Here is a 22,488-nt window from a genome sequence, read left to right on the forward strand (position 1 = left end):
ATAATAGCATCGTATTGTTTTCAAATCTGTTATCGTTTATTTTTGAAACATGAGTATCGAACAAAGAAAAATTCAACTGGTTCAAACCATGCTTCGCCTTGAAGACGAGCAGATCATCGATAGCGTGGAAAAACTAATCAAAGATCTTCAGTTGAAGTCATTAGAAAATGACTTTAAGCCGCTAACGCAAAAGCAGCTCAACGCACGAATTGATGCTTCCGAGGCCGACTTTGCCAATGGTAGGTTTACATCAGCAGAAGCACTTCTGAAAAAATTCTAAGTGACCTTCAAAGTAATTTGGTCACACTCTGCCGAAAACCGACTGATAGATATTTACAACTACTACTCGGAAAAAGCAAGTCCAAAAATTGCTAAAAAGCTGGTGAGAGAGTTGATCCAGGCGTCCATAAACTTAAAACATACTCCCTTTATTGGACAGATTGAGCCCTTACTCACCCACCGTTCTAATGAATACCGATATTTAGTGGTCAGGAGCTATAAAATCATTTACTCACCATTTCCGGAGATAGGAGAGATACAAGTTGCTGATGTCTTTGATTGCAGACAGAATCCTGAAAAAATAAAAAGGGCTCAATAAAGGGTTGCTTCATTTAACACCCAGCCAAAAAAACACTTTATTAAGAAGCATCAATGAAAAAACTTATCGGCCCTATAGTTCAGGTGTTTTTCATTACATTAATATTAGCTTGGACATTTTTCCCTCATTTTAATAGGTCAGAATTTGTAACGGGTCTTTATCAAGATATTGGACTACTACTAATCTCGCTGGCAATAGTTGGAAGCGTTGGATTTTTCTGGAAATCTAAACTGGGTTTTTGCCTTGCTCTTATTTACTACTTTACCCTTGTTTTTCTTGCCATTTTTTCAATGTCTTTTATAATCGTCCTTAGGTTTGGTCTTCAGATTGTCCCAATGGCTTTTCTTGCCTCTTCTCTATTCGTTATTATTAAAATCAATAGTAAGGAGTCGCTTGAGACCTTCCATTTTCATGGAAGAGCCATCGCAGCAAATGTTGGCTCAGCTACCATTGCCGCTATCATTGTGATGTTCATTTTCGTTTATCTGCATGTCACCTAGCATCCCACTCAAGGGTAAATTTCAGATGGAGAGTCGTTCGGACTGACTCTCTAATTCGCCATCAGAAATTTTTAACCTCAAATTCATCCTACTTCCTCAACTCCAAAAAGTCCTTCAGCCTCCCTTCCGTGTCATACATCTTGAACGAAAGGCTTCCGCCATTCACGCCCACGATGCAGTAGTGGTGTCCCCGGTAGGTCTTTGCACTGAACCACGCCCGGGTAGGCGCAAAGTCCTCCAGATTGCCACCCGCACCACCCGCCTGAATGTATACCACACCGTTTTGCTCGCTTACTTTATTGGCTTCAATAGGCATGGTGCGCTGGTAAGTATGCAGGTGGCCAAAGAAGACCATGTCCACGCCATATTTCTCGTACAGCGGCACGATCTCCCTTACTTTCTTGTCGCCCAGGTCGGTAGGGCCTTCCCAGCTATTGCCGTAGTCGTCTTCATCAGCGGAATAAGGAGCATGGTGATGTGCAACAAATTTCCATTTCGCTGTTGAGGCCTTTAATTTTTCCTCCAGCCACACATACTGCTTTTTACCAGGAGCAAACTCATCCCGCTTGTTACTGTTGAGCATGAAAAACTCTGCGTTGCCATAAGTGAAAGAGTAGAACCCTTCAGGTTCTGGCAGGGCATGGTATTGATTGTACCAATACAGGTCCGACTCACCGTTACCCGCCACTGGAAATACCGGCACCCTGCTGGTGAGCTGCGTCATCGCTGCGAAGTACTCGTAGTTCCATTCAAACTTGTAGTGCTCCTGGCCACCATCTGTCAGGTCTCCCACGATCATCAAAAAGTTGGAGCGCTCATCCCACAGCATTTTGGCCACCCGGTCGTTCACGTGAGGCCGGGCTTCGGTATCCCCAATGATTCCGAACGCAAATGGAGCATCAGGCTCAACGGCCGTAGCAAAAGTCAGCACACCAGATTCCATTTCCTGTCCATCTTCGGCTACCACTCTCACATTGTAAAAGTAGGTGGTGCCCGGCTTCAAATTGTCGATTGTCAGCTCCTGTATGTATTTACCTTCAGCGCCAGGGCCATCTTTTTTCAAGCTTGCGACAGGCAATTCTTTCTTTTGTTTCAAAGGCAGCGACTCACCATATTCCACAACGGCCCTTGTCGGCCTGTCAGTTTCCCACAACACATTGATGCTTGTAGTGGTAGCATAGTTGAGATACGGCCCTGCGTTAAAGTGGAAGGTATCTGGCCAGAGTTTGCCCTCCTCCACCAGCTTTTGCAGGTAGCTATTACGCTGTTTGATTTCCGTCACGGTCAGCGCCCGGTTGTACAGCCTGAAGTTCTTCAGCAGGTTGCCCAACTGCATGTAGGGCTCATTGTGCATGTAAGCCGCTAACTCCAGTTCTTTGTCTTGAGTAGAAGCAGCCATCGCCCCAACCTTTTGCTCTCCCAAAAGTTCCCCGTTCAGGTATAGCTTCATAGAACTTCCGTCGTACACCCCCACCAGGTGTCCCCAGTAGTTTTTCCAGCCTCTTGCCTTTATCTCGTGGCTGACAACAGCGGCAAAGGGCTCCTTTTCTGGCTTCAGAGAAAATATAATCTCTCTTTCGTACAGTCCCAGCAGCCATTGTGGCTCCGCTCCGGTGTACTTAGGCTTCACAGCGGCCAGCATTCCCACCGGTTGGTTCACATGGTTCACCAGCCAGCATTCAACTGTAAAAGCAGCAGTCGGCAGTTGATTTTGAGGCAAAATACCAGTCAGTCTCTGGGTGAGTTCCTCCCCTTTCAGCACCAGAGGAATGCTGCGGCTGTCGACATCAGCAAAAACAGATGCCGGAGCCTTGGGCTGATTGCCAGGTGTATTGTTAGCCCTGGCTGGTAAGCTGTACTCAGGCCAAAGCCACCAGTCACCCAGCAGGCCGGTCTTGATGTCCTGTGAAAAAACCAACGAGGTCTGCAACGCAAAAAGAAGAACTAGACGGTATTTCATTGCTTCTTAAAATCAAATTGATCGATGATATTTTGATCGGGGTCTTTCACTTCTAAATGGATGGAGTCGCCCTGCACAAACATTCTAGCCAGGTGATGCCGTTTGACGACAACATCCATTACTGGTTCTTCCGACATCTCACCTTCAGGCTCCAGACCTCCTCCGGCCCCTCCAACAATCAGAAAGTTGACCTTCTGGTCGCCGTAATTTCTCGTTAACCTTTCATAATCATGGGTGTGCCCGGCGACAACAAAATCGATGCCCGCCGACTCGTACACAGTGTCTAGCAGCTGCCGAACCGCTTCGTCGCCATGGTAACCAGGCCAACCCTGGGAAACAGGAGGCTGGTGAAGCACTACAAAATGCCAGGTGGCTGCTTTCCATTCCGCTGTTTCTATCTCATTTAAAAACCATTCCTTTTGCCCACCTGAGTCAAAACCAATTGGAAAGGCTTCATTTGGGTCGATGGCAATGAAAGCGCAATTGCCATACTGCCACGAGAAATAGTTTTTGCCAGAAGGAGTGGTAATGTACTGATTAAAATTTTTAGGGTTGAGGTCGTCGTAATAACCATCGTAGTCATGGTTGCCCGGCACGAGGTAAAAAGGGAAGCGGCCTTTGGCCTGGCCAAGACTGGTCAGCAGGCTTTTCCATTGCAGTGAATCGGAGCCGTTGGCCACCAGGTCGCCAGCACCAAGGCTAAACTTGTCATCATCATCCTTGGTCTGAGCCATCAGTTGGCTGAAGGTGTTCCAACCGCCCTGGCTGTCGGCCCAGAGTGTAAAGGAAAAGCTTTCGGGGTTGGAACTGTCGGTTACCCGAGGCACTTCGAATATTTCTGTCCAGGTATCGAGCTGACGAATCCTGTAAAAGCTGGCCTCGCTTAGCTGCTCCAAAGGAAACCTGAATGGCTGCTGTTGGGCAGTCACAGTAAATTCGCTGGCAAGCTGGTCCGGGCTTTCGCCTGACAAAATTGTTGCCTCACCACTGGCAGTGCTTAGCCAGTTGATCTCAAAGTGTCCCTCGTTATTCAGCAAAACCGGGCCACTAAGCATCGGGTAAGCACTTAAGAGCGCATTCAGCTTCACTGCATTCTCATCGGCTATATTTTCCGCAAGCTGGTTCGCAGCTTCCATCACCTCAGCCGAAGGGTTGTTCAGCCTTTGCACCTGTTGAAGCAAAGCGGCTGCTTTGTGGTAGAGTGTTGACTGGTTTTGGAATGTCCGATAATCTGCCAGCGGAACAAGCCTCACGCTACGCAGGCCTCCTGCCATGGCGTTGTTCAATACCCGAATGACCAATGTGTCTCCTGCATCAGCTTTTAAGTAAAAGCGGTCACCAGCAACTCTTTTTAGCTTTTTGCGATTCAGAAAAGCTTGAGCACCATCGTCTGCATTTACAAGCATGACGACAGAGTCAATATCATTGGTCACCTTCCATTGGTACCACATTGGGGAATTGGGGAGCGTGACCCTGTGAGGCAGGTCTAGCAGTTCAGCATTGTCCCAGTCTGGAAAACTGAATGTTGTGAGAGTCTCATTAGCTCCTGCAAAATAGAGCCAACTGGTGTTGGCAGTTTGAAAGTTCGAAAGTGTTGGCGCTTCTACTTTATTCCACTCTTGCGCAAGCGCCACCCTGGCGGGGTCGGTTGCGGGCGCTTCTGTATAGGTTGGGGAAATAATTGAGTCCTGCTGCCGACAACCAAAGGCCGCCAGCAACAGGAGCACAATTACCCTTTTGAAATCCATCACTTAGTGATCATTGAGCCAACAACTGCTCCTGGCTCAGGAGTATTAACATATTTAAGCCCCAGTAAGGTGGCTGCAGTGGCTGCTACCTGATTCTGGTAGAGCTGCCCATCCTGCTTCACCTCGCCCAACGCTGGGGTATCCGGGCCAATCGCCATCATCCAAATCTCTCCCCCACCTTCGACCTGGCTACCATGACTTCTCCATGTGTCTTTCGGCACGGTGCCTCTTCCGTGATCGGTGGTGATCAGCAGGGTGGTTTTGTCTTTGTATTTTGGGCTGGATTGGATGTACAGCCAAAGCTCTTTTATAAACTGGTCGGTGCGGCGGGCTGAATGTAAATATTCATCATACTCGCCATCGTGCGCCCAGTCGTCTGTTTCTCCATAGCTAATGTATACAAGTCTTGGGTTGTTCTTTTTTACATATTCCATCATAAAATGATGAGTGAAGGCGTCAAGCCTCACTCCTCCCCAGGGGCCGGGGATTTCGTCCTGTAGTTGGTTCAAAAACTTTTCTCTATCCGTCAGGCTGCTTCCGGTCGCTTTCATAAATCCTGCATTTACAGGAATACCGCTTCGTTCAGCATTGATGATGGACGGAAACACATCCCACGAACCAAAAGCGGCTACCTTGCCTTTGTATTGAGGCTGGTTGTTGACGAACTCAAGCACAGTTTTATTGGGGTTGGGAACCTTGTCGTTGCTGGTAATCCTATTGTCATCAGCAAATCCGGATAAAATTTCGTTGTAGCCGGGATAAGAGAACCACATGCCATTAGCGCAGTTTACTTTGTTTCCCTCGTTGCGGTTGCCATGCATCTGCCCCTTTGCGGCAATCTCAGACCAGAAAAAAGGGAATAACTTTTCTCTTCGTATCTTCGCATCTTCTGCCCAAAATTCTTTCTTCAGACTTTCTACATTCTCCACATAATCTTTGTCGCCGATCAGCTCTGCGTCGGCTCCTCCATAGAGCTCCTGCCAGCGAAGGCCATCAAAGGTAATAATGAAGACATTCTCTGTTTTCAGGTCTTTCGTCTGAGCAAAAGTGCCCAGAGAAAACGCTAAACCTGCAATAAGAAGTAAGGTGTTTTTCATTGTCAATTGGGTTGCTCCAAAAGTTGAGGGGGACAAAAGTCCCCCTTACTTCCAGATAGGTTTGAGGCAAAAATTACTTCTTATTTAGTTTACATCCCACCAAACACGTGTGGTAATTGCATCGACACCCTGGCGGGCAACAGCGGCCTTATAATTGTCAGCATTTAGTGCCTGAGCGTCGCCTGGGTACATAAAGCGAACCGGTACGGTAGGAATCACCGCACCAGGGCCAGGTGTAATTGCTGGTATGCCGGTTCTTCTCCAATCGAACCAGGCCTCCATGCCATTGAAGAAAAGAGCGACCCATTTTTGCGTGCCTATTTTGCGTAGCTTCTCATCAGTAGTTCCTGTGTAGGCTACATCTTCCTGAGCGAAATAAGAAGCATCAGGCGTGGCCACTTCGATAATCTCAGGGTAGCTACCAACTGCAAGTCTTTCCAGATAGTAGTCAAAAGATGAGTTGATGCCGTTGAGGTAGTAGGTTTCTGCAGTACCTGTTGAAATAAAGCCCCGTTCCCTGGCCTCAGCAAGAATAAACTGAAGTTCAGCATAGCTCATTAGCATGGCTTCTGCGGCTGTTGGTGAAGCTCTGTCAGGGTTACAAGCACGGCATGCGAACATTAAGCCAATTCTTGAAATGAAATTGGAACCAACTTTTTCAGGGTCACCGCTTGGCGAATAAGCCAAAGCCTGTGCATCAGCCAGGCCGTTAGGCACGCCTGCATAGTCGGCATGGCTGCCCACAACCCCAGCACCTGAGTCATTGGTTGGCTGCGCATACACAAACAGCCTTGGGTCGTTCAGGTCTTTCAGAATGGTCTCCATGTTGACACTCAGTCTGTACTCATCAAAAGAGCCTGAACGATTGGTATACTGCGGCTGCTGATTAGGCGCATCTGACAGGTACTCCAACGCTACATTATCGTCGTTGCTTTCAAGAATCGGGTTGGCATCAGGGTTGCTAAGAATCGCCTGCATACCCGACGAGGGATCATTTCTATCCGACAAACGCATGTAAATTCTCAGGCGTAGTGAATTGGCAAATTTTCTCCACTTCATCAGGTCACCACCAAAAAGGATGTCGCCACTTACCGAACCAGTAGCACTGGCCAGAATGGTATTGGCTTCCGCCAGCTCAGCCAACACTCCCTGATAAACAGACTCCTGTGTATCAAACGCAGGAAGATTGGTGCCTTCTTTTGCACTTGTTGCTTCCGAATAAGGAATATCGCCGTAAGCGTCTGTCATGAAAGAATACATCCATGATCTCATGATTTTGGCGATACCAATGTATTGCGGCTGCCCGGCTTCTTCTGACAAAATGATGATGTTATTCACATCACGCATGGCATTATAGAAGCTGTTGTAAGGGTCACCTTCGGGGCCCCAAAGGTATCTGTCCTCGCTGGTGAACTGAATTTTTGCTGAATACTGCATCACCACGTTACCATACCCCCACGCCAGTCCGGCTACTTCGTTCACCGGGTTTCTAATGATGGTAGGCAGAAGGAGTGCTGTTGGCACAGACTCAGGGTCATTCGGGTTGGTATTCACCTCCTGGAAGTCCTTGTCGCATGATGTAGCCACAAAAAGACCTGTCAGCAGCGCTATTGATTTTATAGAATTGCTTTTGATTTTCATTTCTGTTTTCCTTTTAATTTTTAAAAGATGAACCATCTTAAAGTTTGAAGCTCAGGTTAAAGCCAAAGCTTCTGGCTGAAGGATAAGCCATGTTTTCAACACCTGGCTGAAGTGTACCACCTGACATGGAAAGTGTTTCCGGGTCGAAGTGAGGGTTTTCAGTCCAAAGCATCAGGTTTCTACCCACTACAGAGAAGCGAACATCTCTGAAAGGAAGGCGACCCATCATAGTGTTAGGGAAGCTATATCCCACTCTTACTTCACGAAGCTTCACAAAAGACGCATCGTACTTGGCAGCCTCTACGTTGTTACGCTCGTAGTAACGGTTATGCCAGTCACGGCTAGCTATTTTGATCTCGTTAGGGATATAGTTTCCATCTCCAGTATCAATCACACCTGGGCTAACAATGCCATTGCCTTCCAGTGAAAGGTCGTATCCATTGGCTCTTCCATAAAGTGTTTCTGCCAGCTGACCGGAGGTGCTACCGATAGTCTTGGTTCTTGACACCACAATACCGCCCTGACGGATATCGAATAAGAAGCCAGCGTAAATGCCTTTGTACGAGAAGTTGTTGTTGATACCCACCATAAAGTCTGGGTTGTAATTGCCTTGTAGTTTCAATTCCGGATCTCTCAAAGGAGTACCTTCAGCCGAGTGGATGATCTGACCAAAATATGGGCTGTTTTTGTCTTCTACCCTGGCAAAGCCAACACCGTAAATGTTGCCCATTCTTTCTCCTTCACGAGCCTGGATATAAGCACCATTTCTCTCAGTTAAAGTATAAGCCTCGATACCTTCGGCCAGCTTGATCACTTTGCTGCGGTTGCTGGTAAAGTTTACATTGACATCCCATTTGAAGCCATTGTCCTTCTTAATAGGCGTTCCCATCAACATCAATTCCTGCCCGTAGTTTTGGATTTCACCGGCGTTGATAATCCTGCTGGAATAACCAGTGGCGATGTCCAGCGTAATCGGGATGATCTGGTCTCTCGTTTTGTTGTCGTAATGAGTGAAATCGACTCCCAAGCGTCCTTCAAAGAACCGTAAGTCAACACCCAATTCGTAAGACGATGTCCTTTCAGGCTTCAGCTCAGCATTTCTCAGCACAGAAGATTCTGATTTGGTTTGCACCGAACCCCATGCAGTTCCGGAGCCATATACATTAGAAAGGCTATATGGATCGGTATCGTTACCCACCTCAGCATAAGCCGCTCTTACCTTTGCAAATGAAAGGAAATTGGGCATAGTGAACATATCACTTACTACTCCGCTCAATGTTACTGAAGGATAGAAGTAGCTGTTGTTATCAACAGGCAGCGTACTGGACCAGTCGTTACGGCCAGTAACGTCCAGGAAGATCATGTTTTTGAAGGCCACCTGACCGTAGCCGTAGAGGCTGTTGATTCTCTTCTCCGACCTGCTTTGACTTACCTGAAGCTGCACGGCGGAGTTAGAGAAGTTGTAGATGCCAGGGATCAGTAGCTGAGGTGCCACTGTTGACTGAAACCTGTTGTTCTGACGCATTTGGTTACCACCCACTGACACGGTAAAGGCCCAGTCGTCATTCACATTTTTGTTGTAAGACAAAAGGAAGTCAGTATTTCTTTCCTGAAAATACACCGCATCTTCTCTGTACATCCCCAACGGGAAGCGTTGAGTAGAGAATGCCCTCCGGCGATCTCTCAAGTCGTTGTACAAATCGTTACCGGTACGCACCAACAGACTCAACTCCTTCGTAAACTTATAAGTAGCAGAGAGGTTGCCAAAAATCCTGTCCTTGTCCTGTCCGTTGGTATTCTCGTAAGTCGTGAAATAAGGGTTATCGTGGTAGTTGTAGTTGTAGTTGAACTGCTGAATGCCCTCAAGTCCCGGCATCCAGTAGTTGGCCAGTTGTTTGGTATCAATTCCACGACCATACCAAATCCACAGGTACATCAGGCTTTCTGTACCATAGCTGATCGCCGGTCTGTTGTCGCTTTGGCTTTTGATATAGTTAATCGTGGAATTGATGGAAAGTTTGTCTGTCAGGTTCAGGCCGCCTTTTAACGATACAGAATTTCTTATCAGGTCGGTATTAGGAACCATGCCTTTCTGATCCAGATTGGTGTATGACAAACGAACATTGCCCCAGTCATTGGAAGTACTGAATTCAATATTGTTTGTACGGGTTACACCAGTTTCGAAGAAATCATTGATGTTGTCAGGATGTGGTGACCAGGCAGTGGGGGTGATAGTGCTTCCCGCAGGAGCATTGAGATCACCACCACGAAAGCCAGGAACATTTCTAGGGGAATCGAACTGGGGAATAAGCTGCCCATTCAATTCGGGACCCCAGCTCTCATCTACACCGTCGGCAATGCCCGCACCAGCTCCATCAACAAATGAAAACTGACCATTGTTACCTTGCCCGTACTTGTTCTGCCAGTCGGGCATTACGAGTGGGTTTTCAAAGGTCAGATTGCTATTAACGGCTATGCCAATACCCTTTTGATTTTTACCTGATTTAGTAGTGATCAGGATAGCGCCGTTCGCAGCTCTTGAACCATAAAGCGCCGCCGCTGCCGGTCCTTTCAACACAGTCATTGAAGCAATGTCATCAGGATTGATTTCGCCGGCTGCGTTGCCATAGTCAACTTCGAGGTTACCTGACCCTGACGCACCATTTACATTATTGCTTATTGGAATTCCATCCACTACAAACAGCGGCTGGTTGGCATTGATATTCAAAGACGACTCGCCACGGATAGTGATCCTGGCAGAACCACCTACTCCAGCAGCCGCATTGGAAACCTGCACGCCTGCTACTTTGCCGGAGAGAGAATTAACCACGTTAGTCTCACGAGCTTCGGTAATGTCCTCGCCGTTTACCTGCTGCACCGAGTAGCCAAGCGCCTTCGTTTCTCTTTCAACGCCAAGTGCGGTTACAACCACCTCTGACAAACTTTTTACGTCGAGTTGCATGGCTACGTCGATCACCGACCGACTGCCAATGGCAACCTCTTGTGAGGTGTAACCTACAAATGAAAAAACTAAGGTTGGCTCCTGAGTAATCAGGTCGAGGCGATAGTCGCCGTTCACCCCTGTAATGGTTCCGTTGGAGGTACCCTTTTCTAATACGGTAAGCCCAATGAGCGGCTCCCCGGCTTCATCTTTCACAACACCACTTACAGTACGTGACTGTGCCAGTGCGTTGAAAGAAAAAGCCATCAACAAAAGCAGGGAAAGAAAAGCGCTCCCAAAAGCTTTTTGATAAGGTCTTTTTTCTGGTAATGGTTTTTTCATAGTTTTAAATGGTTAAGACGATTTTCGTTTTAGCACAAAGCCTCCACTCCCTTCCCTTTCGGGAAAGTCTTTGCGGACGTAGGAAGAGGTACTAGCCGGGAATGTTAGCGCATTTCCGGCTTATTTTTTTATCGGGATCTGGCAATCGGATTACCTTCTTCGATACATCAAAGGTAGCAGGGTGATATTTACCTATATTAAACTAATATTTAATTCATTGTTAAATATTAGCTTCCGTTGTCATAATATTTACAAATAGTAAACAAATGGCGAAATTGATAGCTGAATAGAACGGGGAGTGGAATCGTTGGACCAAATTTCAGAAATGCAGCACAAAGTGCAATTCTGGCTGGTTATCAAATGTTGACCTCATCGTTATCTTTCCTTCATTCTCACTCGATTTGTTGATTTTGAAAATGTCACATGTTTTTTTGACCCCTCAACCGCTTGGATCATGACAGATAACATCATAGGGCAGCTCGGACGCAAGTTGAAACAGACCCGCCTATCAAAAGCACTGAAGCTTTACGAAGTGGCCGCCGAAGCCCATGTGAGCAAGGGTTTGCTATCGAGGATTGAAAACGGCCGCACCATCCCATCGCTACCTGTCCTCATCTCAATAGTTCATGCCCTTAAGGAAGAAGTGGGGACATTCTTTCACGACATCTACAGAATGCAGGAAAAGCCTTATCTACTGTTCAAAAAAGATGAGTACAATGAATTTGAAAAAGAAGGCACCAAGGGCTTCAAGTACCACCATATTCTAACACGCACCATCTCCACTATCACGGTCGAGACCGTCCTACTCATCCTGGAGCCTGGGGCCGAAAGAGAAATGATCACTACAGATGCTATTGAATTCAAATACATGATCAGTGGGTCTGCTCTTTATCATATTGGAAACGAGGCTGTGATGCTGGAAGAGGGCAATAGCCTTTACTTCAACGGGAAGACTCCACACGCTCCATCCAATCCCTCAGCCATGCCATGCACAATGCTGGTGGTCTACTTTTTCTTTAATGATGAGCTAACATCATAGGGCACTTCGTAATAAACAGATAAAGGCAGCTTCATCATGTCTTCACTGCTGACTTTCATTTTAGAAGTTGTAACGAACTCAGAGAATGAAGGAGAAAAGTGCGGACGTAATTGTGGTGGGCGCTGGCATTGTAGGCCTGGCGATGGCTTATCACTCAGCCAAAAAAGGGAAGAAAGTTGTTGTTATTGAACGGTCGCAACAGGCCCAGGGAGCCAGCATCAGAAACTTCGGTCTGATCTGGCCAATTGGTCAGCCCGGCGGACCACTGCTCGACCGGGCTTTGCGAAGCCGAAGCACCTGGCTGGAAGTAGCCGGAGAAGCAGGGATATGGCTCAATCAAAATGGTTCCCTCCAGCTAGCCCATCATCAGGACGAATGGGATATCATCAATGAGTTTTACGATACGAACTCCAACGAACGCTTCCAGATAGAGATAGTTGCCGCTGACAAAGCAAAGCAGCTAAGCCCGGGGACTAGGACTGCGGGGCTAAAAGGCGGGTTGCTCAGTTCCACTGAGTGCTCACTTGACCCAAGAGAAGCAATCAGCAAATTGCCCGGCTACCTTGAGAAGAAATACGGAGTTGAAATGGTGTTCGGAACCGCCGTGACACAGATAGCAAAAGACCGGGTTGCGACGGCTGATATCACCTGGCGGGCGGAGAAAATATTCGTTTGTAGCGGCGCCGACTTTGAAACGCTCTTTCCGGAAACCTTCCAGCAAAGTGGCATTACCAAATGCAAACTGCAAATGATGCGCACAGGTACTCAACCTCATGCCTGGAAAGTGGGGCCTTCGCTGTGCGCCGGGCTCACTCTTCTGCATTACGGTGCTTTCAAAGATTGCAAGAGCCTGCCTGCATTGCAGTCCAGAGCCCAAACGGATATGCCTGACCTGATCAAGTGGGGCATCCATGTGTTGGTGTCACAAAACGGAAACGGGGAGCTGGTGCTGGGCGATTCACATGAATACGGCTTGTCCCTTTCGCCCTTCGACCGAGAAGAAATCAACGAGCTTATCATGTCTTATCTGGGCACATTCTTTGAAGCACCCAATATGGCTATCAACGAAAGGTGGCACGGGGTTTACCCAAAACTGGCGGGCAAAACTGAATTCGTTGCCCGGGTGAGCGACCATACTACCATTGTTAATGGGCTGAGTGGAGCAGGCATGACATTGTCGTTTGGGTTAGCAGAGGAGCTTACAAACACCCTGTAGCCAATGAGTACCTCCACCAACAAGCATCTTGAAGCCAAAGTGACTAAATGGCTGCAGTCGACCAACAGGGTAGCATTTTCTGTCTTCTGCATACTGGCGGCGTTCTGCACTTACTCCTGCATGTATGCTTTCCGAAAGCCCTTTGCGGTAGCCGTTTTTGAAGATGAAGCCTTCTGGGGGATCGACTATAAAATACTATTGATTACCGCACAAGTGCTTGGATATACACTATCGAAGTTCATAGGCATACGGGTAATCTCGGAGATGAAAAACAACCGAAGATCCATTTTCATCCTTCTTTTGATCGTTTCCGCTGCACTGGCTCTCCTTGGCTTTGCCCTGGCTCCAGCTCCCTGGGGCATCCTCTTCCTCTTTCTTAACGGCCTTCCACTCGGCATGGTGTGGGGCCTGGTCTTCAGCTTTCTTGAGGGCAGGCAAACTACTGAGGTGCTCGGTGCGGGCCTTTCGGTAAGCTTTATCTTCTCTTCCGGTTTTGTAAAAACTGTCGGCAAGGTGGTAATGCTCAACTGGGGTGTGAGCGAAGACTGGATGCCTTTTGTTACAGGCAGCCTCTTTTTGCTTCCGCTGCTCGGTTTTGTTTGGTTGCTTGATCGTATTCCAGAGCCAAGCCCCGAGGATGTAGCGATGAGAACCAAACGGGAGCCCATGAGTAAGAATCAGCGGCGCCAGTTTTTGGTGGACTTTGGCGGCGGTATGTTTCTACTCACGCTGGTTTACATCCTGCTCACAGCCTTCCGAGATTTCAGAGATAACTTTTCCGCTGAAATATGGCAGGTGCTTGGCTATGGCGACAATGCGGAAATTTTTACGTTGACAGAAATTCCGGTCTCCATAGCAGTGCTTGTGCTACTCGGTCTTATGATGGGGATCAAACAAAACTATAAGGCTTTAAATGCGAACTACCTGATCATTATAGGTGGTTTTACGGTCAGCGGCATCAGCACACTGCTTTTCCAAAACCATCTGATTTCACCTCCTCTTTGGATGATTTTGGTAGGGTGCGGTCTCTACCTTGGCTATGTCCCTTTTAACAGCATCCTTTTTGACAGGCTCATCGCAGCCTTTAAGGTGACTGGAAATGTCGGGTTTCTTATTTACCTGGCCGATTCGTTCGGTTACCTTGGCAGCGTGGTTATTCTGTTCTACAAGAACTTCGGCTTCGCCAATTTGAGCTGGCTTGAGTTTTTCACACAGTCGATTTATGTAGTCTCCATTTCGGGAACCGTACTGATGGGAATTTGTATGGTCTATTTCAGAAGGAAATATGAGAGCAGGGATGGTGTTGCCGTTCTTTCAGTTAGATGAGGCCAAACGGGTCAGTTCAAGGCTTTCCTTACATCCGGTGTTGCCCGAAGAGCAATTTAGGTAGTTAATCATCATTACTATGTCGTAGCTGTCCCTCCAGCTTAGTCGGTGTGTGTCTGCAAAATTGTTCAAATCTTCAAACAGGCCTTGCTCTTTCATGTACTTTTTGAAACTACTAAGAGGCACTATGTTATTGTTGTGACAGAAAAAGAAGTCAAAACCAGCTACCTGTTCCCTTAGCATTTGATCCTTGATTGAACTGGCGGATGATGCTATATCATCGTACACAGGCTCAATGGATTTTTCTTTCCTCAGTAAGCCATAGTCGCCCTTGATGACAACTTCGTAGAAAACCGGCTGATTAAATCCCCTTTTATTGGCGATATAAGTGTAGAACTTTCTCCATACCTCAATATGGTCATCAAAAAAACTGAACTGAGATAGTTTGTTAGCGGGGAAAGTCTCAACTGCACCTTCTTTCTCTTCTCCCTTGAATGACACAGCATCCCACCTCGGGTGGTACTGGAGCAGTCCCACCTTCACTTCTCCTGACGTCAATACAACAACCCCCTGAGACCATTTTTGGTCTGCAAAAGAGTGTAAACAGGAAAAAACTACAATAAATACTGTTGCCAGTATTTTCATTGGGTGTTAAATAAGCGTTAACTAAGTTAACATTAATTTAACACACCATTGTCATTTCCAATGTTAAGTTTTCAGGAGATGCCGGACTGCCATTTGCTCGAAATGGCTTAACGGAGGCATAGGCTGATTTTCGAGTTTTGCTTCTTCGTCCCAGTGGCGGAGTGCAATGCTTGGCTCGAATAGTGGATCACTCTTAAAGGCAGCAGCCTCATCGGCGGTCATTCGACCGCCCTGATACTCAAGTGTTCTTTTGCTGGCCTCAGAAAGTTTGTTGTAATAAAACTCATCAGCGAAAGTGAGGTACCGCTTGGCCGCCACGTGGTTTTCTACCAGCTGGCAGATTTTTCGGGAAAAGCCCTTTTCTCTGAGGAACTTCGACCCAATCTCTTCGTGGCTTTTGACACCGTAAAGCCCCATTTTTTCAACCTGGCCATCCATTTCGCATATATGTCCGATGTCGTGAAAAAATGCGGCAAGAATGACCTCCTCATCGTAACCAGCCCTTTCTGCAAGCAAAGCAGCCTGCACAATGTGCTCAACCTGGGAAACCGGCTCGCCTATATAGTCTTCGTCGCCGTAAGTCCGATACAGATCAAAAATCTCTTTCGCTATTTGTTGGGCACTCATTTTTCAAGAATTATTTGTAAAACTTCAGGTAGACTGTCAGCGATATGCGTGTGTGGCTCCTTCTCCAAATCCTCTCTGCTGTAGGCGCCGGTCGTCACTCCAATTACCAGCCCGCAGCCCGCAGCGGTTCCCTCCCCCAGATCGGATGCCGTATCCCCCACTTTTGCTACGAAAGAAGCTTCTGTCACCTTGCTTAGCTTCATGGCTTTGAAAATCATATCAGGATGGGGTCGGCCGCTCTCCACCTCGTCGCTTGTAATGCTGCCATCCAACAGCTCCTGTTTCAACCAGCCGAGTCTCTCAATCAAAGCGTCCGTCGTTTTTCGGTCAAACCCAGTGTCAACATATACACTGATGCCAGATTCCTTCAGCACTTTAAATGTGTCAGAAGCGCCGGCCATCTCCCGCACTGACGGATCCTCTTCATAAAAACTGACCATGTCTGAGACGAATGCATCGTGGAGCTCGTCAATCATATCATCAGTCACTTTGATACTCTCCGGAAGATGGTACTCAAGAAGTTGCCTCAATGCAACTGGCTTTGGAATACCCATTACTTTGGCAGCCTCGTCCATGGTGATCGAAACACCCTGGCGCTGCAATGTTTTTCTGAGCACCTTTTGCACATCCTGATCGTCCTGAACGGTGGTGCCCGCCAGGTCAAAAACTACTAGCTGAATTGATCCCATCTTTAGCATTGATTCAAGCGTCAATTTTACAACTGAACACCCATTTCAAAGTAAGCTGGGGATTAAGATATGGTTAAGTTTTTCAATGAAGGCGGTATGGCACCTGAAGGCTATATACCTCCAGCAATCACCTGAAGCCAATCTTCTTCCTTAAAAGAATCATTGGCTACTCTCAGCAGGTCTTCCGAAGTGGCACTTCGAATTGAGGTCAGCAGCCTGTTGTAATACTCATAATCTAATCCAGCGAAGTGAATGGATCTGAATTTGTCCATCAGGCTGAAAGAGGTGCTGATACTTGACAGAAAGGTGCCAATCATGTAGTTCTTCACTGTTTCAAGTTCTTCAAAAGGTATCGGCTCAGTCCTGAGCAGCCTCATTTCCTTTAAAATTTCGTCAATGGAAGCAATAGCCACTTCTCGTTTCACGTCGGTTCCAACCACCCAAAAAGCGTCATGTTGGAGGTAAGAGAGCGAAGAATAAATACCGTAGGTATATCCTTTGTCCTCTCTGATGTTTTTCATCAACCTTGAACCAAAGTATCCACCAAAAACCTCGTTGAGAAGCATCAGATGGTAGTGATCCGGGTGATGTTTGTCATGAGCCATTTTCCCCAGCCGAAGCGAAGCCTGCACCGACTCATCCACTGGCAGTATTTCCCTCACCGCAGGGGCGGTAACCACCGGATAGTTTGGCAACGAAACAGCGCTTGAGGGGAAGTCTACAAAAAAGCCTTTTAGCTTCGAAAGCTCCTCGCTGGAAAGCTTGCCAGACACAAACACTTCTGCCCGGCTCAGCAACCTGTTCTTGTGGTATTCCTTCAAATCAGCGGAGGTCACTTTTCCAACCTCTTCCTCCGAAAGCTCCTTCCCGTAAGGGTGGTTCCGTCCGAAAAGAAGGTGTCTTAGCCCTGACGATGCAAGCGCAGACGTCTTTTGCTTGTTTACCCTTATCTGTTGTATCCGTACCTTTTTAATGGTCTCAAGTTCCTTTTCCGGAAATGAGGCATCAACAACGACACTCAGAAAAAACGGCACAACCTCCTCCAGGTACTTGGTTAGGGAATAAACGGTAAGGGTCACAAAGTCCATTCCGGATGTTACTTCCCAATACGCTCCGTAGTAGTCAAGCCTGTCCGCAATTTGCCGACCTGAGAGCTTCTCTGTTCCCTCAAGCAGCATTTTGGTTGTGAAATAGGAAACGCCCTCCTTTTCCTCCAACCAACTGCCTGATTGGAGGACTATCTCTATTCTGCAGACTTCCTGGTCTCCCAGTATCAGTTCATGGAATCGAATTCCATTACGAAGCGTACTGCTTGTAACATGCTTTAAATCGGTGCGGGTAGGAATATGAAATTCGGGCGCTGCGGTTCTGTCTAACATCAAAAACTTGGAGGATCAGGAGTCAGGAGTGGTGGAAGTGGGCGTTGCTTTGTCGAAATTAAACAGCAAGCTAAACCTAAGAGTTTCAGCCAACGGATGATTTTGCACCTGAGGCACCAGATAGGCAAAGTCTATTCCGAATACCTGATAACGGAAGCCAATACCCATAGTAAAATACTTCCTGTCGCCCTTTTGTGGGGTTTCGTAGTGGTAGCCAGCACGGGCAGCAAACACATCCTTGTACCAGTATTCCACGCCAATTGAAGAGATAATCTCATTTACCTCCTCCGAGAAACCATCAGGTGCGTCACCAAACGACCCAAACATGCCGCTTAGTAATGGGCGGTCAGGATCATTGCCTCTCTTGATCTTATTCTTGGTAGGGTCGTTAGGGTCGGGAATAAAATTACCATCGGCATCTGTTTCGTAAATCGGCGGCGACGGTACCATTAATTTATTGAAATCCAAAGCGATAGTGATGGTGTTAAAGGCATCCAAATCGGTCTTAAAAGCCGCTCCCAACCGCAAATTGATTGGAATGAAATCTTCGTTGTCGACACTGCTATATGTAAGCTTCTGTCCGATATTTGAAATGTGAGCACCTGCCGATATGTTGGAGTTGCGCCCGCTAAGCACCAGGTCCTTTGTGTAATAGGAGCCTACATCCACAGCCACACTCGTGCCTGCTTTGGCATCCGGCGATGAGGAAAAGCTTCCTGAGAGATTAGAATGAATAAAACGGCCTGTGACACCCAGCCCCAACTCTTCGCTCAGCTTCCTTGAATAGGTGGCATCTACAGCAAATTCTCTTGGATTGAAGGTATTAAGAGGCGCACCTGTATTGTCAGTCAACTGTATCTCGCCAAGATCAAAATACCGCATGCTTAACGCCACTGCCTGCACCCGGTCTATTTTTTTATAACCCGACAGGTACGACAACGACATGTCATTCACAATTTTGGCCAACCAGGGAGTGTAAGAAATGGCAAACCCCATGTCCTGTTCAATGAAGGCAAGCTTACCGTTGTTCCAGTGTACTGAGTTGGCGTCGGTGGAAGTGGCTACCCCAACATCACCCATGGCAGCCCCTCTCGCATCAGGCGCAAACCCGAGAAAAGGCACTGCTGTGGAAATAACCCGCCGACTTGTGTCCTGACCAGAAATAACTGCACCAGGCTGTGCATAGCTACAAAAGCTTAAAAAAATTAAGCCAAAAGCAACAAATACACCTGCATTCACGTGCCTGGAAGAATTCAGGGAAGGCTTTTCTATTGTATGTATCTTCAATGTATAAAAATCAATTGGTGAGTATTAGTTTGCCAAAAGCAATATTTTGATTTAAATCTTCTTCGTCAACTACAATCAGTCGGTAAATATAAATACCATTTTCGATTCTTCGGCCATTATAGTTCCTGTTCCACTCCGGGCTTTCGACAAAACCCCCTGAATTGTTGGCTTGCCACTCCATTTTGTCGACTACCGCTCCACGTTGATCCACCAACTCCATGCTTATGCTCAGCAAATGATCGCCCCTGTCGTGTTCCAGCCTAAAGGTAATGGATTCTGTGGCCGGGTTAGGAAAACTGAGAACGTTCTTTATCCTCACTTTAGTGTCTTCCGAAACTACAAAATCTATGATATTTTCAGCAACATTGGAAAAAGTATCAAAAGCTCTCACCTTGAGGCGATGCTTTCCTTTGGTTAGTGTTCCAAGAGGATAGAGGACTGTTCCACTGGTGAAATCGTCCAGATTTGAAACATAATAGTCGTTCAGGATAACTGGCTCCTGTTCGTCTATTTGATAAGTGATGTTCTGCCCTATAGCCTTCCCTGAAATATTAATTCCGCTCTCATCTGCCAATTTTACCATCAGCAATGGATTGGCATTTACCCTGTCGCCGGATCGAAATGAGTCGTCATTGATAAAAGCCTGTATGGCCGGACTTTTAGCGTCGGCGAAAGCTGGGGGCTTCGACCCGCCAAGGTAAAAATCAATTGTAGCACCGTTCCCATCCAAAAGGCCGCTTTCGGGCTGGGCATACATAGTAATTTTTCCCCTTGTCTGCTGGTATGAAATATTTTTTGGCACAACAAATTCGTATGAAAACTCCCCTTGCGTGATTGACACCTTTCCTCTGTACACTACATTGTTCCATAGCTCATAATTCGTCGGCTGGCTTTCGTCGCCCAGGGTGGCAAACGTGGTCGGCTTGTCGTACATGTTGACCGTCAGCTTCCCATTATAATCGGTTACCTTCTGATCAAATCCATCCTCCACAATTCCTTTCACCACTACCTTGTTCATTGCCGACACGGTATCGGGCACGCCATCTATTGGCACGCCGTTCAGTTCGGTTATTTTTAGGTTGTAGGCCGGATAGTTGAGTCTCATAGATGGGTCGCCTAAGAGCGCAAAGTTGCGATTGACCGGCCCCCGGAGACTGTTATTCTTGGTCTCCCTGATAACGTCGCCCAGGCGTGGATACTCTCCATTTATTTTTGAGAATATGGAAAGGTAAAAAGCCTGGTTTAGCACATAGTTGGTGTGAGCATACACTGGCCGGGTGGTAGTAAGCAAAGCAATCGCTCCTCCCTGCGGATTGAGTAGCAACTCCTCAGCCCCGCTGGCAACTGTTGGGTCGTCGTACCTGCCAAACTCACAGGTGGCGGTCACGAACAAAGCTAATCTTGAGCCGTTCTTCCATTTGACCAGCGAATCGTAGACAACTATTCTCTCATCTGTCAGCACCGTTGCATTGCCATGGCCACTGTAGTTGATGATAAAGGCCCCGTTGTCCACGGCCTGTCTGATAGCTTCGTAAGTCTCCGGGGAGCGGGGTTTGCTTTCTATCAATACCTGCTTAAAGGCATCGAGGTAAATCTTTTTTATGTTGAACTGAACATAGGCAGTGTCCACATAGTCCGCCAGCCGGTCGGCATCCCGAAGATGGATATTGAAGTCGCCATCGTCTGCCACAAAGTAGAGGTCATTCCGCCAGCTGCCTACCCCGGCGGGATCGGTACTATAGCCAATAATTTTATCAACCACCTCCGCAGCCTGCTTCGCCGTCCACACTGGCAGCCTCCCCACGCCTATATCGGCTATATGGTCTCCGCTGGTTTGCTCAACCCATTCACCCTCATGGTCGTCCAGAAATGCAAAGTAGTCGTCAGAAGAAAAGCTCAGAATCTGATCCAGCGATTCCCTGGATTCGTACACAGGCACAAAGTTGTGATTTTCAGTTCTTGCTTTGTAGTCAAAAGAAGCGTCTCCAAAAAGCAATAGGTACTTCAGCTTTCCCGGCACCGCATCATACAAGTACTTCATATAGTCCCTGATGGCTGAAATATCCTGCATGCCCGATGAAAACTCATTGTACACTTGCTGGACAGTAACAACCCTCACATCCAACCCACCATTCGACCGCCGGAAGTTGGCCAGCCGATTCGCCTCCGACAAAAAGTTCTTGTGTGCGACAATTACCAGATCCGGAACCTGCCCGTTTTTCAACTCCTGGTTCAATAGCTTTTTGGCAGAAGCCGGTGATTTCAACGAGGCCGGATCAACTGCTATGAACTCAAGCTGGTTAGTTTGATCAACCGTAAAGCTGGCCACACCATTCTCCTTGCTGAACTGCTGATTGATTGGCTGGGTAGGCTCGGTCACATCCCAAATTCTGTCCACCGCCGCAGCATTGCCAAGGCTATAAGAAGCAGTGCCCTGAGCGTCTTTATTTCTGAATATCAGCCCACCCTGGCGGTAATTGAGCTTCTTTTTCCCCTGTAAAAAGAAGTAGTCGAGGTAGCCCAGCGACGTCTTCCCAAAAAAACGATTGTAAGTATATTCAACTGAGGTGTTCTCCGCCGAACCAATAGCAGAAGCAGATAGCCGGATTGTATCAACCCGCTGAACCCCCAATGGGTCATAGTCGCCTTCGCCCCTGGCGCCAACAGCCTGATTGAAAATGGCATTTCCGTTTACCCTGATATCGAAAGAGCTGGCTCCAAAACTTTGCGTGACAACTGAGGAGATCATCGTTACCTCAGTGCCTGCCAGGTAAGCGCCTTTTCCTCCCTCAAAGGTTAAGGTGGCGTTGCCCGATGAACTAAAAATCTCACCCTGCCAATGCCTGCCCGACTTCCCAAGTTTATTGATGTCAACCTCATGAGCAAACAGGTCGTCGTAGGCTTCGATTTTCACTCCCGGGGACCCAAGCGACTCCCGGGTGAGCATTCTCTTTCCTTCCGCACCATCAATCCTGAGAAAGTAGTAGGTGGTGTCCGAATATAGATTTCTTTCGTATCGAAAACAGCTACATCCAGTTTCAAAAGAGTATTCATGGGGAGAGTTGCCATAAAACAGCAGGTAGTCAGAGGCATCGAAACGCCCGTCCTCCTCCCCTATGATCTGAACGCTGTTTTCAATCAAGTCAAACGGCCTGAGAGTAGCATTCTTTTGGGGCAGCATACCGCCGCCGCCGTTGCCGTACATCGCCAGTTTCCCCGGGTCAATCGCCGACACATCAACACCTGCCTTTTGAAGGAAGTCACGGTCGATTTTATAGACTCCTTTCTCCGTCACACCAATCTTAAGCCACTGCCCCTCGCTTAGCACACTTTGCCCAAAGCCTGCACGGCAGGCAAGGAAAGTAATCAGTGAGGCAATAAGGATGATCGGTTTTTTCATTGAGCGTTTAGGCCATGGAGAAACGCTGGCTTAGCGAAATTATTCTTCAAAAA

Annotated in this window: 17 protein-coding genes; 6 read left to right on the plus strand and 11 right to left on the minus strand. The window is 47.4% G+C overall.

The genetic code is table 11. From position 1 onward, the window contains the following. Nucleotides 1–49 precede the first annotated feature (49 nt). From RT717_RS20730 to RT717_RS20740, 3 genes are read left to right on the plus strand one after another with little or no spacing between them, the layout of a single operon-like run. Entirely contained in the window at nucleotides 50–280 is a 231-nt protein-coding gene (locus RT717_RS20730) for a hypothetical protein (protein ID WP_317488264.1), read from the plus strand. Then, nucleotides 281–598 carry a type II toxin-antitoxin system RelE/ParE family toxin gene (locus RT717_RS20735; RefSeq protein ID WP_317488265.1) on the plus strand — a complete coding sequence of 106 codons (318 nt, stop codon included), beginning with the start codon at nucleotides 281–283 and terminating at the stop codon, nucleotides 596–598. Between the two features lie 53 nt (nucleotides 599–651). Then, complete coding sequence (locus RT717_RS20740; RefSeq protein WP_317488266.1) at nucleotides 652–1,098, plus strand: hypothetical protein; 447 nt, start codon at nucleotides 652–654, stop codon at nucleotides 1,096–1,098. An 88-nt stretch (nucleotides 1,099–1,186) separates the two neighbouring features. On the opposite strand, the gene RT717_RS20745 is transcribed toward RT717_RS20740, so the two are convergent. From RT717_RS20745 to RT717_RS20765, 5 genes are all read right to left on the minus strand, one after another. Further along, the gene (locus tag RT717_RS20745) at nucleotides 1,187–3,058 is read right to left on the minus strand and encodes a metallophosphoesterase (RefSeq protein ID WP_317488267.1); all 1,872 of its coding nucleotides are present in this window, start codon (nucleotides 3,056–3,058) and stop codon (nucleotides 1,187–1,189) included. Further along, nucleotides 3,055–4,806, minus strand: coding sequence for a metallophosphoesterase family protein (locus RT717_RS20750; protein ID WP_317488268.1), 1,752 nt, complete (start codon nucleotides 4,804–4,806; stop codon nucleotides 3,055–3,057). Before RT717_RS20750 ends, RT717_RS20745 begins: the two co-directional genes overlap by 4 nt. Continuing rightward, the gene (locus RT717_RS20755) at nucleotides 4,806–5,903 is read right to left on the minus strand and encodes an alkaline phosphatase family protein (RefSeq protein ID WP_317488269.1); all 1,098 of its coding nucleotides are present in this window, start codon (nucleotides 5,901–5,903) and stop codon (nucleotides 4,806–4,808) included. The genes RT717_RS20750 and RT717_RS20755 overlap by 1 nt, the downstream gene beginning before the upstream one ends. Before the next feature lie 84 nt (nucleotides 5,904–5,987). Further along, entirely contained in the window at nucleotides 5,988–7,544 is a 1,557-nt protein-coding gene (locus RT717_RS20760; RefSeq protein ID WP_317488270.1) for a SusD/RagB family nutrient-binding outer membrane lipoprotein, read from the minus strand. A 37-nt stretch (nucleotides 7,545–7,581) separates the two neighbouring features. Then, complete coding sequence (locus tag RT717_RS20765; RefSeq protein WP_317488271.1) at nucleotides 7,582–10,827, minus strand: SusC/RagA family TonB-linked outer membrane protein; 3,246 nt, start codon at nucleotides 10,825–10,827, stop codon at nucleotides 7,582–7,584. Between the two features lie 454 nt (nucleotides 10,828–11,281). Between RT717_RS20765 and RT717_RS20770 the strand changes: the two genes are divergently transcribed. From RT717_RS20770 to RT717_RS20780, 3 genes are all read left to right on the plus strand, one after another. Then, nucleotides 11,282–11,866, plus strand: coding sequence for a helix-turn-helix domain-containing protein (locus RT717_RS20770; RefSeq protein WP_317488272.1), 585 nt, complete (start codon nucleotides 11,282–11,284; stop codon nucleotides 11,864–11,866). A gap of 85 nt (nucleotides 11,867–11,951) precedes the next feature. Next, nucleotides 11,952–13,082, plus strand: a complete 1,131-nt coding sequence (locus tag RT717_RS20775) for a TIGR03364 family FAD-dependent oxidoreductase (RefSeq protein ID WP_317488273.1) — start codon at nucleotides 11,952–11,954, stop codon at nucleotides 13,080–13,082. A 3-nt stretch (nucleotides 13,083–13,085) separates the two neighbouring features. Continuing rightward, the gene (locus RT717_RS20780; protein ID WP_317488274.1) at nucleotides 13,086–14,408 is read left to right on the plus strand and encodes a DUF5690 family protein; all 1,323 of its coding nucleotides are present in this window, start codon (nucleotides 13,086–13,088) and stop codon (nucleotides 14,406–14,408) included. Here the strand turns inward: RT717_RS20780 and RT717_RS20785 are convergent. The 6 genes from RT717_RS20785 to porU form a co-directional block, all read right to left on the minus strand. Then, entirely contained in the window at nucleotides 14,397–15,053 is a 657-nt protein-coding gene (locus RT717_RS20785) for a hypothetical protein (protein WP_317488275.1), read from the minus strand. The genes RT717_RS20780 and RT717_RS20785 overlap by 12 nt on opposite strands. Nucleotides 15,054–15,116: 63 nt before the next feature. Continuing rightward, a complete protein-coding gene (locus RT717_RS20790; protein ID WP_317488276.1) occupies nucleotides 15,117–15,680 on the minus strand; it encodes a phosphonate degradation HD-domain oxygenase in 564 nt (187 codons plus the stop codon). Beyond that, nucleotides 15,677–16,378, minus strand: a complete 702-nt coding sequence (locus RT717_RS20795) for an HAD hydrolase-like protein (protein ID WP_317488277.1) — start codon at nucleotides 16,376–16,378, stop codon at nucleotides 15,677–15,679. The genes RT717_RS20790 and RT717_RS20795 overlap by 4 nt, the downstream gene beginning before the upstream one ends. A gap of 101 nt (nucleotides 16,379–16,479) precedes the next feature. Next, complete coding sequence (locus RT717_RS20800) at nucleotides 16,480–17,748, minus strand: M16 family metallopeptidase (RefSeq protein WP_317488278.1); 1,269 nt, start codon at nucleotides 17,746–17,748, stop codon at nucleotides 16,480–16,482. Between the two features lie 15 nt (nucleotides 17,749–17,763). Then, nucleotides 17,764–19,035, minus strand: a complete 1,272-nt coding sequence (gene porV / locus RT717_RS20805) for a type IX secretion system outer membrane channel protein PorV (protein WP_317488279.1) — start codon at nucleotides 19,033–19,035, stop codon at nucleotides 17,764–17,766. A 10-nt stretch (nucleotides 19,036–19,045) separates the two neighbouring features. After that, on the minus strand, nucleotides 19,046–22,435 hold the full coding sequence (gene porU, locus RT717_RS20810) for a type IX secretion system sortase PorU (protein WP_317488280.1): 3,390 nt from the start codon (nucleotides 22,433–22,435) through the stop codon (nucleotides 19,046–19,048). Nucleotides 22,436–22,488 lie beyond the last annotated feature (53 nt).

The sequence above is a fragment of the Imperialibacter roseus genome (assembly GCF_032999765.1).
GTDB classification, from domain to species: Bacteria; Bacteroidota; Bacteroidia; order Cytophagales; family Cyclobacteriaceae; genus Imperialibacter; species Imperialibacter roseus.

What these genes read in the sequence shown, in the direction of transcription:
- RT717_RS20775 (WP_317488273.1), top strand. Translation starts at nt 11,952, where the DNA reads ATGAAGGAGAAAAGTGCGGACGTAATTGTGGTGGGCGCTGGCATTGTA.
- RT717_RS20765 (WP_317488271.1), bottom strand. Translation starts at nt 10,827, where the DNA reads ATGAAAAAACCATTACCAGAAAAAAGACCTTATCAAAAAGCTTTTGGG.
- RT717_RS20780 (WP_317488274.1), top strand. Translation starts at nt 13,086, where the DNA reads ATGAGTACCTCCACCAACAAGCATCTTGAAGCCAAAGTGACTAAATGG.
- RT717_RS20800 (WP_317488278.1), bottom strand. Translation starts at nt 17,748, where the DNA reads ATGTTAGACAGAACCGCAGCGCCCGAATTTCATATTCCTACCCGCACC.
- RT717_RS20750 (WP_317488268.1), bottom strand. Translation starts at nt 4,806, where the DNA reads ATGGATTTCAAAAGGGTAATTGTGCTCCTGTTGCTGGCGGCCTTTGGT.
- RT717_RS20730 (WP_317488264.1), top strand. Translation starts at nt 50, where the DNA reads ATGAGTATCGAACAAAGAAAAATTCAACTGGTTCAAACCATGCTTCGC.
- RT717_RS20785 (WP_317488275.1), bottom strand. Translation starts at nt 15,053, where the DNA reads ATGAAAATACTGGCAACAGTATTTATTGTAGTTTTTTCCTGTTTACAC.
- RT717_RS20790 (WP_317488276.1), bottom strand. Translation starts at nt 15,680, where the DNA reads ATGAGTGCCCAACAAATAGCGAAAGAGATTTTTGATCTGTATCGGACT.
- RT717_RS20760 (WP_317488270.1), bottom strand. Translation starts at nt 7,544, where the DNA reads ATGAAAATCAAAAGCAATTCTATAAAATCAATAGCGCTGCTGACAGGT.
- RT717_RS20755 (WP_317488269.1), bottom strand. Translation starts at nt 5,903, where the DNA reads ATGAAAAACACCTTACTTCTTATTGCAGGTTTAGCGTTTTCTCTGGGC.
- porU (WP_317488280.1), bottom strand. Translation starts at nt 22,435, where the DNA reads ATGAAAAAACCGATCATCCTTATTGCCTCACTGATTACTTTCCTTGCC.
- RT717_RS20795 (WP_317488277.1), bottom strand. Translation starts at nt 16,378, where the DNA reads ATGCTAAAGATGGGATCAATTCAGCTAGTAGTTTTTGACCTGGCGGGC.
- RT717_RS20745 (WP_317488267.1), bottom strand. Translation starts at nt 3,058, where the DNA reads ATGAAATACCGTCTAGTTCTTCTTTTTGCGTTGCAGACCTCGTTGGTT.
- RT717_RS20770 (WP_317488272.1), top strand. Translation starts at nt 11,282, where the DNA reads ATGACAGATAACATCATAGGGCAGCTCGGACGCAAGTTGAAACAGACC.
- RT717_RS20740 (WP_317488266.1), top strand. Translation starts at nt 652, where the DNA reads ATGAAAAAACTTATCGGCCCTATAGTTCAGGTGTTTTTCATTACATTA.